The organism is Sulfitobacter sp. HI0129, from assembly GCF_001635395.1.
Lineage (GTDB): Bacteria > Pseudomonadota > Alphaproteobacteria > Rhodobacterales > Rhodobacteraceae > Sulfitobacter.
In genome coordinates, this window is the sequence record NZ_LWGH01000327.1 from 1 (window position 1) to 10710 (window position 10710).

A 10710-nucleotide genomic window follows, 5' to 3' on the forward strand; every position below is an offset into this window, starting at 1 on the left:
AGCGGCGCTGAAAGACGGGCTGCCGATCTTCATGGGCGGCGATCACGCGCTTTCGCTCGGCACCGTTCTGGGTGCGATGCGCCACGCCGAGGCGCAGGGCCGCCCGCTCTTCGTGCTCTGGCTCGATGCGCACAGCGATTTCCACACGCCCGACACCACCGACAGCGGCAACCTGCACGGCACGCCGCTGGGTTATGTCACGGGCCGCGAAGGGTTTGACGGCTTTCCGGACGTCGGCACCCCGCTGCCGCAGGACAATATCGCAATCATCGGGCTGAGGTCCGTCGATGCCGCCGAACGGGCCGCATTGCAGGGCACGACGATCCAGCACGTCGACATGCGAGAGATCGACGAGACGGGCATTGCACGCCCTCTGACCGCCTTCCTCGAAAAGGTCGCGGCGGCGGACGGCATGCTGCATGTCTCGCTCGACGTCGATTTCCTCGACCCTTCCGTGGCGCCCGCGGTCGGAACCACGGTGCCGGGCGGCGCGACGGTGCGCGAGGCGCATCTGGTGATGGAAATGCTGCACGACAGCGGGCTGATGACCTCGCTCGACCTCGTCGAACTCAACCCCTTTCTGGACGAGCGCGGGCGCACCGCTTCCCTGATGGTGGATCTGGCGGCGTCCGCCCTTGGCCGCCGCGTCTTTGACCGCCCGACCCGCGCTTACTGAAGGAGCCTGCGATGAACATTCCCAAACCTTCCGACAAGGCGCTGGTGCCCTTCGTATCCGTCGACCACATGATGAAGCTCATCCATCATGAGGGCGTCGAACAGATGCTGGCGGGCCTTGCAGAGTACATCGAAGCCGATTTCCGCCGCTGGGAGCTTTTCGACAAGACCCCCCGAGTGGCCAGCCACTCCGAAAAGGGGGTGATCGAGCTGATGCCCACCTCTGACGGGGATGTCTACGGCTTCAAATACGTGAACGGGCATCCGTCCAACACGGCGGACGGCTTGCAGACCGTCACCGCCTTCGGCCTGCTTGCGGACGTGGCGACTGGCTATCCCGTCCTGCTGACGGAGATGACGATCCTTACCGCGCTGCGCACCGCGGCGACCTCTGCGGTGGTGGCGCGGCTGCTGGCCCCCCGGGGCAGCAAGGTGATGGCGATGATCGGCAACGGGGCGCAATCGGAGTTCCAGTCGCTGGCGATGAAAGCCATCGTCGGGATCGAAGAGGTGCGCCTCTATGACATCGACAAGGCCGCCACGCGGAAATGCGCGGCCAACCTCGAAGGCAGCGGTTTGCGCGTTGTGTCCTGCGACAGCGCCGAAGACGCGATGCTGGGCGCGCAGATCATCACCACCTGCACGGCGGACAAGCAATATGCCACCATCCTGACGGACAACATGGTGGGTTCCGGCGTGCACATCAACGCCATCGGCGGCGACTGTCCCGGCAAGACCGAACTCGCCCCCGCGATCCTGCACCGGGCCGGCATCTTCGTCGAATACCCCGAGCAGACGCGGATCGAGGGGGAGATCCAGCAGTTGGAGGCCGACCACCCTGTCACCGAGATCTGGCAGGTGCTGACAGGTCAGGCCGAAGGGCGGCGGAACGACGAACAGATCACCCTGTTCGACAGCGTGGGTTTCGCGATCGAGGATTTCTCGGCCCTGCGCTACGTCCGCGACCGCATCAAGGGGACGGAGCTTTTCCATCCGCTGGACCTGCTGGCCGATCCGGACGATCCGCGCGATCTCTTCGGGATGTTGCAGCGCGCCAAGGGCTGACCTGGCGGGCGCGCCGGGGTGGTTTCAGCCCCGGCGCGTCACGTCATGGGCATAGAGCCAGTCGAAGGCCCCCGTCATACGCCCCGGTGCCGCGCGGCTTGCGATCCGCAGCGCCGCATGCGCCCCCCAGCGCAGCGGGCCGGGGGCAAGGTGATAACGCCAGGCGTTACGCTCCGCCGCCTGTACGACACGGGCCACCCTGTCAGCGCGGCGGGCCTGATACTGCCGCAGGGCGGTGTCGCGCTCCTGCCGGGTGAGGCAATCGGCCAGAACCCAGGCATCCTCCAGCGCCATGTTCGCCCCCTGCGCGAGAAAGGGCAGCGTCGGATGCGCGGCATCACCGAGCAGCGCCACACCCCCTTGTTGCCACTGCGCTGCCACCGGATGGCTATGCAAGCCCCAGAGCGTCACCTTTTCCACCGCTGACAGAAGATCGGCGGCACGGCCCGTGAAACCTGCGAAGGCTTCCCGCAGATGCGCGGGATCGTCCGCATGGGTCCAGCCCTCGGCGGCCCAGCGGTCCCGCTCCTCCACCGCGACGAGGTTGATGAGGGCGCCTCCCTTGATCGGATAGCTGACCAGATGGCGCCCCGCGCCCATATGAACATGCACTTCCGGCGGATGGTCGCCGGGATCGGCCACCGTCGCACGCCATGCGACTTGCCCTGTGAACCGGGCGGTATCGGCACCGTTGAGCACGGGCCGGGCGACCGAATGGATGCCATCGGCGGCCACGACGACCTCGGCCCGCCGGATCGTGCCATCCGTCATCTGGATCTGCGGCAGCGCTCCGGGCCGTACCGATGCGACCTGCCGGCCCAGATCGAAGGTGACATTAGCGCGCCGCGCCGCATCGGCCAGAACCTCGATCAACCCGGCACGATGGGCAAAGAGATAGCGCCCCTCCGGACCCGCCTTGGCAAGGTCGAGCCGCGCGACGGTCCTCCCGTTTTCCCCGTTCTGCAGGACGACGGCGCGCGCTTCGACCGCGCCACGCTGGCGCAGCGGCGTTTCAAGCCCCATGGCCCGCAACACCCGCAGCCCGTTGGGGCTGACCTGCAGCCCGGCCCCGATATCGCTGAACCTTGGGGCCTGCTCCACCAGCGTCACCGCCATGCCCTGCCTGCCCAGCAGCGCCGCCGTCGCCAACCCGCCGACACCGCCGCCCACCACGATCACGCTTGAAGTCTTCATCGGCGACCGTCCCGTAGCCTTGATAGCAAAACGCCGGGGCGCTGGCCCCGGCGTGTATCCTTAACCCTTGCGAAAGGATCAGTCGTCGCGGTGAACGCGCTCGCGGCGTTCGTGCTTTTCCTGCGCTTCCAGCGTCATGGTGGCGATGGGACGCGCATCCAGCCGCTTGAGCGAGATCGGGTCCCCGGTGACGGAGCAATATCCGAATTCGCCTTCGTCGATGCGGCGCAGGGCGGAGTCGATCTTGCCGACCAGCTTGCGCGCCCGATCGCGGGTGCGCAGCTCCAACGCCCGGTCTGTCTCCTCGCTCGCGCGGTCCGCGACATCGGGGATATTGCGGGTCCCGTCCTGAAGACCCTCGATGGTATCGCGGCTGCCCGCCAGCAGCTCCGCTTTCCAGTCCAGCAGCTTGCGGCGGAAATACTCAAGCTGGCGGTCGTTCATGAAAGGTTCGTCTTCGGCCGGCGAATAATTATCCGGCAGGAACACTTCCTGCTTCATGTGATCATCCCTATCGGTTTTCAATGCTGGCATATGAGACCTGTCTCCCGACATCACTCCCTTCCGCAGCGTCTATCCCAGCCCCGGAAGATTGTCACTACACAATCCGATTGTTTTAGGGTTAAAGGGCCAAGGTGAATAGCGCGCTACAGAAGGTTGATAACAGGATGAAATTCGAAGGTACCGCAGACTACGTCGCAACCGACGATCTCACGATTGCCGTCAATGCCGCCGTCACGCTGGAGCGGCCCCTGCTCGTGAAGGGGGAGCCCGGAACGGGCAAGACGGAACTGGCACGCCAAGTCTCACAAGCGCTCGGTCTGCGCATGATCGAATGGAATATCAAGTCGACCACCCGCGCCCAGCAGGGTCTTTATGAATACGACGCCGTCAGCCGCCTGCGCGACAGCCAGCTGGGCGAAGAGCGCGTTCACGACGTGAAAAACTACATCCGCAAGGGCAAGCTCTGGCAGGCGTTCGAGGCCGACGAGCGGGTCGTGCTGCTGATCGACGAGATCGACAAGGCGGATATCGAGTTTCCCAACGACCTGTTGCAGGAACTCGATAAGATGGAATTCTTCGTCTATGAAACGGGCGAAACGATCAAGGCAAAGCAGCGCCCCATCGTTATCATCACGTCGAACAACGAAAAGGAATTGCCGGACGCCTTTCTGCGCCGCTGTTTCTTCCACTACATCCGTTTCCCGGAAATGGACACGCTGCGCAAGATCGTCGAAGTGCACCATCCCGGCATCAAGGAAGCGCTGCTGACGACCGCGCTCACCCAGTTCTACGAGATCCGCGATCAGACCGGACTGAAGAAAAAGCCCTCCACCTCCGAGGTGCTCGACTGGCTCAAGCTGCTTCTGGCCGAAGACATGGACCCCGCAGACCTGAAGCGCGATGGCGCATCGGCCCTGCCCAAGCTGCACGGCGCGCTTTTGAAGAACGAGCAGGACGTGCATCTGTTTGAACGCCTCGCCTTCATGGCGCGCGGCCAGCGCTGAGCGAGAGCGCCCGCCGGGAGCGGGAGCAAGCAGATATTCGCCGGCATCGGGCACGCAGGAATCGCATTCCGCGTGCCTGTTTGTTTGTATTGCCCGACAATCCGCTTTGTTCGGTCCGGTACATGTCTTTTGTCCAACTGGACATTATGCCACCGATTTGACTTAATTGTTTCCAAACATTGACCGGATGGTTGGCAAGTGTACCCTGTAATCAAGCTCAAAAGGGCAGGCAGGCAGTTATGGTGGGCAGATCGGCAGGGCGCGGTCGCATGAAAGTCATGCGCGCAGCTTTCCTTAGGGAAGGGATCGGCGCAACGCGACGCCCGCGGGCGCGGGCGTTCCTGCCGCTGATGATCTTCCTCAACGCCTGTGTGCCCGCGACCCAGTCCGAAGCGCCGACCCGCGCGGCCCTGCCCGTGACCATAGCCGACAGCACCCTGCCCCCGATGAAGACCTTCACCGCGCGCGCGATGCCGGCCGAGGTCCGCTCCAACAAGGCGGTGGCGCAGGATTTCCTCGACCTGTCGTTCCAGATGGAAAGCGGGCGGTCGCTGCCGGTGCTGACCCGTTTCGAAACCCCCATCACCGTTGCGGTGCGCGGCCCCGCCCCCGCCACGCTCGCGCCCGACCTGCGCCGCCTGCTGGCGCGCCTGCGGCGCGAGGCCGGGATCGACATCAGCCAGGTCTACGACCCTTCCGCCAATGTCATCGTTCAGGCCGTCACCCGCGCCGAGATCCGCGATGTGCTTCCTGATGCCGCCTGTTTCGTGGCGCCCAACGTCAGTTCGCTGGCCGAATATCGCAAGCTGCGCCGGTCCGCCCGTACGGACTGGACGCGGCTGCAGACCCGCGAACGGCTGACCGTCTTTCTGCCCAACGATTCCAGCCCGCAGGAAGTGCGCGACTGCCTGCACGAAGAACTCGCCCAATCGCTGGGTCCGCTCAACGATCTGTACCGGCTGTCCGACTCCGTCTTCAACGACGACAATGTGCATACCGTACTCACGGGCTTCGACATGCTGATCCTGCGGGCGTATTACGATCCCGCCCTGCGCTCGGGCATGTCGCGGACGCAGGTCGCCCGCGCGCTGCCCGCCATCCTGTCGCGGCTGAACCCTGCGGGGGACAGCGGCCCCGGACAACGCGCCAGCTTCACGCCGCGCGGCTACAGCGACGCCATCCAGACAGCGCTTGGCCGCTCCACCGACCCCGCCGACCGCCGGATCGCGGCCAGTGAAGCGGTGCGCATCGCGGACCGCATGGGCTGGCAGGACCACCGCCGCGCCTTTGCGCATTTTGCGTTTGGCCGTGTGCTGCAGCTGAGCGATCCCGTGGCGGCACAGGCCCATTTCCAACTGGCCGACAGGCTCTATACCGCGACCCCCGGCACCGCACTTCACCGCGCCTATGTGGCGACGCAACTGGCGGCCTATGCAATCAGCACGGGCGATGGCGACACAGCGCTCCGTTTGCTTGCCCCGCATCTCGATACCGCGCAGCGAGGCGAGAACGCGGCGCTTCTTTCGACGCTTTTGCTGCTGCAGGCCGAGGCGCTCGACCTGTCGGGCCGCCCCGAAGAGGCACGCGTGGTCAGGGTGGACAGTCTGGGCTGGGCGCGCTACGGCTTTGGCCCTGACTGGGCCGTGCGGGCCAAGCAGCGCGAAATCGCATCGCTGAACCCGCGCAAGTGATCAACCGCGGACGGGTGGCGCAAACGACATGATCGTAATCGTATTGGGCCTTCTGGGCATTTTCATCGGCGTCAGAACGGCGAAGAAGCGCGGCGGCAACCGCAAGGACATGGCGCAATACGGCGCCGGCTACGGCATCGCCTTCGTCTTGCTCGGCATGATCCTCACCGTGATCCTGGACCGTTTCCTGCTGGGGGTCTGAGGAATGTTCCTGCCGTTCTTCGAACAGCTGCGCAAGCACCGGGTCCCGGTCTCCATGCGCGAATTCCTCGCCTTTCTCGACGGGATGTCGGCAGGCCTCGCCACCTATGACGTGGAGGCGTTCTATTACCTCGCGCGGGTGTCGATGGTGAAGGACGAGCGCAACATCGACAAGTTCGACCAGGCCTTCGCCGCCGCCTTCGAAGGGCTCGAAAACATCCAGCTCGACGACGTGCTCGAAGCCGTGGACATCCCCCGCGACTGGCTGGAGAAAATGGCCGAAAAGCACCTCTCCGCCGAGGAAAAGGCAGAGATCGAGGCCCTGGGCGGGTTCGACAAGCTGATGGAAACGCTCAAGCAGCGTCTCGAAGAGCAGAAGGGTCGGCATCAGGGCGGCAACAAGTGGATCGGCACTGCCGGCACCTCGCCCTTCGGGGCCTATGGCTACAACCCCGAAGGCGTGCGGATCGGCCAGAAGGAATCCCGCCACCAGCGCGCCACCAAGGTCTGGGACAAGCGCGAATTCAAGAACCTCGACGACACCGTCGAACTGGGCACCCGCAACATCAAGGTCGCGCTCAAACGGCTGCGCCGCTGGGCCCGCGATGGCGCGGATGAGGAACTGGACCTGAACGGGACCATCCGCGCCACGGCGGAACACGGCTATCTCGACGTCAAGACGCGGCCAGAGCGGCGCAATGCCGTGAAGGTGCTGCTGTTTCTCGACGTGGGCGGGTCAATGGATCCGCATATCAAGGTGGTCGAAGAGCTGTTCAGCGCGGCCAAGGCCGAATTCAAGCACCTCGAATATTTCTACTTTCACAACTGCCTTTACGAAGGCGTCTGGCGCGACAACCGGCGCCGCTGGAACGCACAGGAAAGCACGACCGAAATCCTGCGGACCTATGGGCCGGACTACAAATGCATCTTCGTGGGCGATGCCTCCATGTCGCCCTATGAAATCGCCTATCCGGGCGGGGCCAATGAACACTGGAACGCCGAAAGCGGCGCGACATGGCTGGGCCGTGCCCGCGACCAGTGGCAAAGCAATCTCTGGATCAATCCCATCCCCGAGAAATACTGGCCCTATACCCAGTCGATCGCGATGATACAGGAAATCTTCGGGCAAGAGCACATGGTGCCGATGACGCTCGAAGGTCTGTCGCGCGGGATCAAGACGCTCACCCGCTGACGCGCGGCGTTTATTCCGCCGCTGTCAGCGCGCCGTGCAGCCGCGCCAGCCGTCCCCGCAACTCCGCGATCTCGGCGCTGTCCATCCCGGTGGAGGCTTCGACGCAGCGCGGTATTTCGCGGGCCTGCGTCTCCATCGCGCGGCCCCGTTGCGTCAGGGTTACGGCGACCTTGCGTTCATCCTGCAGATCGCGGGAGCGGGTGACGAGACCTGCAAGCTCCAGCCGTTTGATCAGCGGCGTGAGCGTGCTGGATTCAAGCCCCAGCCGCGCACCGATCCGCCCGACCGGCATCTGGTCCTCTGACCACAGCACCACCATCACTAGGTACTGCGGATAGGTCAGCCCCAACGGCGCGAGCAAGGGTTTGTACAGGCGGTTGAACGCCTGTTGCATCGCATAGACATCGAAACACAGCATGTCGTCGGGGGTGAGCTTGGGGTCTTGTGGCATGGGCGGCTCCTTGCCGTGGTTTTTATATCGCGCGCGACCCTCCAGCAAGACATTGACCGACCGGGGGGTTCGATGTATGTATCACACTATTAAATCGCGCACGATATATTGGAACGTCAAGAGGTTTCAGACGTTGTGACGCCAACCCCCAACTGAAACGAAAGGTTTACACTATGAGCATCAAGAAACACGGTTCCGCCAAGTGGACAGGCAACCTCAAGGAGGGCAAGGGCCACGTCTCTACCCAGACCGGCGTGCTGAACGATCAGCCCTACGGGTTCCAGACCCGCTTTGAAGGCAAGTCCGGCACCAACCCCGAGGAACTGATCGGCGCTGCCCATGCGTCCTGCTTTTCCATGGCGCTGTCGATGATCCTCGAAGGCGAAGACCTCGTTGCCGACAGCATCGAAACCAAAGCCACTGTTCACCTTGAGCAGAAGGACGGCGGGTTCCACATCCCCAAGGTTCACCTTGACGTGACGGCCTCGATCCCCAACGCGACCGAAGAGCAGTTCAACCGCGCGGCCAATACCGCAAAGGAAAACTGCCCGATCTCCAAGCTGCTGACAGCGGAAATCACAATGGATGCGAAACTGGCCTGAGCCTGACGCATCCCCACGGGGCCACCTTCAGGGGTGGTCCCGGACCCCTTCGAGCAGCACGGCATCGACCGCCTTGTCGCCATGCAGAACCGAGACATCGCCGGTCTGCTCAAAGACCACCGCCCGCACCTCTGACATTTGCAGAACATTCGCTTCGCGCAGTTTCGCGATCAGGTCCGACCGTGTGACCTTCGCATGGGCGAGGTTCTCCTCCAGTATCTCCCCGTCCCGCATCAGCAGCAGGGGTGCGTTGTCCATGGCCGCGGCCGCAGGGCGCAGATGTGTGCGCAGCCGGGCCAGAAACGCCTGCACGACGAAAAGCGCCGCCAGCCCCGACAGCCCAAGGCCGAGCCCCGTCGTCCCCGACACCACGACAGAAGCAAGGATCGACCCCATCGCCACCGTCACGGCGAAGTCATGGTTCGCCATCTTGGAAAAGGACCGCAGCCCGTTGAGCCGGACGAAACACACCAGCGCGACGATCATCACGAAGGCTTCGACGAACGGCATGACAAGGTCGGTAAGTGTGGGCATGGGAAGCTCCGGTCAGTTGCAGACGACCAGATAGCCCGCGACCGTCGGGGCACAATGGTGCTTTCGCGGGGGCATGGCATGACAGCGTGCTTGCGTCCCCCGCCCCAGCCCCCATATTCGCTACATGATCCGCGTCCTACCGATCCTTCTGGCCATTCTCTACGGTATCGCCATGTATCGCTTTTCAGCGTGGCGGACGGCGAAGCAGCTCGACCAGAAATCCACCGAATTGATGGATCCCGCGCTGAAGGACATGAGCGACCGCATGGCGCGCGCGCTCGATCTGCCGCGCATCAAGGTGCATATCTACGAAATCGATCCGGTGAACGGGCTCGCCGCGCCGGACGGGCGGATCTTTATCACGCGGGGCTTTTACAACCGGTTCAAACGGGGGGAGGTAACGGCCTCCGAACTGGCCAGCGTCATCGCCCATGAACTGGGCCATGTGGCGCTGGGGCATTCGCGGCGTCGGATGATCGATTTTTCCGGCCAGAATGCGGTGCGTACCGCGTTGGCGATGGTGCTGGGCCGGCTTATCCCCGGCGTGGGCATCTGGATCGCGAACATGCTGGCGACCATGCTCGCCGCGCGGCTCTCGCGGTCCGACGAATACGAAGCCGATGCCTATGCAGCGGCCCTGCTGACCAAGGCGGGGATCGGGATCGAACCGCAGATATCGCTCTTTCGCAAGCTGGAGGCGCTGACCGAAGGGGCCGGTGGCAGCACGCCCGCATGGTTGCTGAGCCACCCCAAGACCGAAGAGCGCATCGCCGCGCTGAAACGGCTTCAGCTGCGCTGGGACGAATGACCGGGCGGCTGGGCGGAAGTGCGCAGTGCCTTGGCCAGTTGCGGCATGCGCGCTTTCTTCAGCAGGTCATTGAGCGCCCAGCCCTGGCCTGAGAGCCGCTCCGCCTCCGCCCGCACGCTTTCGGCCACGGCGGCGACCGTATCGGGTGCCTCTCGCCAGAGATCGCGCAGATAGCCATCGGGATCGACCCGGGTGATACCGCTTTCGGCCAGCAACCGGGTCGGGAAATCGCGGGCATTGCGCGTCATGATGGACTGGGCGCGCGCCTCTACGGCGGCGGCCAGCACATGCACATCGTCGTGATCAGGCAACCAAAGCGCGCTGGCCGTCTCCGGCGCCGAGGTGACCACGGCATCGGGCCAGTCCCGGCGCAGCAGGGCAATCTCCGCCTCCGCCTGCGGAATGCCTTCGGGGCCTATCTTTACCGCCGCGAGGCGCCATTCCTCCAGTATCCGGTCAGACCAAAGCGGGGTGAAGAGCCCCTTCCCCGCCGCGCCCAATACCAGTTCACGCATAACCGTGGGATAGAGCACATTCGCATCGATCAGGATGCGCGGCCCTGACATCAGACGCGGAAGAACAGTGATTTGAGATAGCCGCTTTCGGCCAGTTGCGGCAGTTGCGGATGATCCGGCCCCGCCTGCCCCGTATGCAGCAGGACGGCACGCCGCCCCGCGCGCCCGATGCCGCGCACGCTCGCGGTGCGGAACTGGCCCATGTCAGCGGCGTGCGAGCAGGAGCAAAGCACCAGTATCCCGTCCTCCGCCACCAACGGGGCGGCCAGCCGTG

13 protein-coding genes and 1 pseudogene are annotated in these 10710 nt (G+C 64.3%); 8 read left to right on the forward strand and 6 right to left on the reverse strand.

Annotation, left to right across the window (positions count from 1 at the left end; translation table 11 throughout):
• A partial coding sequence (gene rocF, locus A3764_RS07885; protein WP_067951433.1) for an arginase occupies positions 1–676 on the forward strand: 676 nt, incomplete at its 5' end.
• 11 nt (positions 677–687) lie between these two features.
• Positions 688–1740 (forward strand): ornithine cyclodeaminase, encoded by a 1053-nt coding sequence (locus A3764_RS07890; RefSeq protein ID WP_082851027.1) that lies wholly within the window; start codon positions 688–690, stop codon positions 1738–1740.
• Between the two features lie 24 nt (positions 1741–1764).
• On the opposite strand, the gene A3764_RS07895 is transcribed toward A3764_RS07890, so the two are convergent.
• Both A3764_RS07895 and dksA read right to left on the reverse strand, forming a co-directional pair.
• Positions 1765–2934: an FAD-dependent monooxygenase gene (locus A3764_RS07895; RefSeq protein ID WP_067951435.1), complete on the reverse strand. Its 1170-nt coding sequence runs from the start codon at positions 2932–2934 to the stop codon at positions 1765–1767.
• A gap of 78 nt (positions 2935–3012) precedes the next feature.
• Positions 3013–3435, reverse strand: coding sequence for an RNA polymerase-binding protein DksA (gene dksA / locus A3764_RS07900; RefSeq protein ID WP_067924665.1), 423 nt, complete (start codon positions 3433–3435; stop codon positions 3013–3015).
• 167 nt (positions 3436–3602) lie between these two features.
• Here dksA and A3764_RS07905 point away from each other — a divergent pair, with 167 nt between their 5' ends.
• The 4 genes from A3764_RS07905 (at position 3603) to A3764_RS07920 (ending at position 7526) form a co-directional block, all read left to right on the forward strand.
• Entirely contained in the window at positions 3603–4442 is an 840-nt protein-coding gene (locus tag A3764_RS07905) for an AAA family ATPase (protein ID WP_067924662.1), read from the forward strand.
• A gap of 278 nt (positions 4443–4720) precedes the next feature.
• Positions 4721–6133, forward strand: a complete 1413-nt coding sequence (locus A3764_RS07910) for a DUF2927 domain-containing protein (RefSeq protein ID WP_082865909.1) — start codon at positions 4721–4723, stop codon at positions 6131–6133.
• A gap of 28 nt (positions 6134–6161) precedes the next feature.
• Entirely contained in the window at positions 6162–6335 is a 174-nt protein-coding gene (locus A3764_RS07915; RefSeq protein WP_067924602.1) for an apolipoprotein acyltransferase, read from the forward strand.
• Positions 6336–6338: 3 nt separating this feature from the next.
• The gene (locus A3764_RS07920) at positions 6339–7526 is read left to right on the forward strand and encodes a vWA domain-containing protein (protein WP_067924600.1); all 1188 of its coding nucleotides are present in this window, start codon (positions 6339–6341) and stop codon (positions 7524–7526) included.
• 10 nt (positions 7527–7536) lie between these two features.
• Here the strand turns inward: A3764_RS07920 and A3764_RS07925 are convergent, their stop codons facing one another.
• On the reverse strand, positions 7537–7977 hold the full coding sequence (locus A3764_RS07925; protein ID WP_067924597.1) for a MarR family winged helix-turn-helix transcriptional regulator: 441 nt from the start codon (positions 7975–7977) through the stop codon (positions 7537–7539).
• A gap of 173 nt (positions 7978–8150) precedes the next feature.
• Here A3764_RS07925 and A3764_RS07930 point away from each other — a divergent pair, with 173 nt between their 5' ends.
• On the forward strand, positions 8151–8579 hold the full coding sequence (locus tag A3764_RS07930; protein ID WP_067924594.1) for an OsmC family protein: 429 nt from the start codon (positions 8151–8153) through the stop codon (positions 8577–8579).
• Between the two features lie 27 nt (positions 8580–8606).
• Here A3764_RS07930 and A3764_RS07935 read toward each other — a convergent pair whose 3' ends face one another.
• Positions 8607–9113: a DUF421 domain-containing protein gene (locus tag A3764_RS07935; protein WP_067924591.1), complete on the reverse strand. Its 507-nt coding sequence runs from the start codon at positions 9111–9113 to the stop codon at positions 8607–8609.
• Between the two features lie 124 nt (positions 9114–9237).
• Between A3764_RS07935 and A3764_RS07940 the strand changes: the two genes are divergently transcribed.
• The gene (locus A3764_RS07940) at positions 9238–9921 is read left to right on the forward strand and encodes a M48 family metalloprotease (protein WP_067924589.1); all 684 of its coding nucleotides are present in this window, start codon (positions 9238–9240) and stop codon (positions 9919–9921) included.
• Here the strand turns inward: A3764_RS07940 and A3764_RS07945 are convergent.
• On the reverse strand, positions 9900–10487 hold the full coding sequence (locus A3764_RS07945; protein WP_067924587.1) for an RSP_2648 family PIN domain-containing protein: 588 nt from the start codon (positions 10485–10487) through the stop codon (positions 9900–9902). The two genes, A3764_RS07940 and A3764_RS07945, sit on opposite strands and share 22 nt — an antisense overlap.
• Positions 10487–10710: pseudogene (locus A3764_RS07950) on the reverse strand (RlmI/RlmK family 23S rRNA methyltransferase); the annotation flags it as partial. The gene A3764_RS07945 and the pseudogene A3764_RS07950, both read right to left, overlap by 1 nt.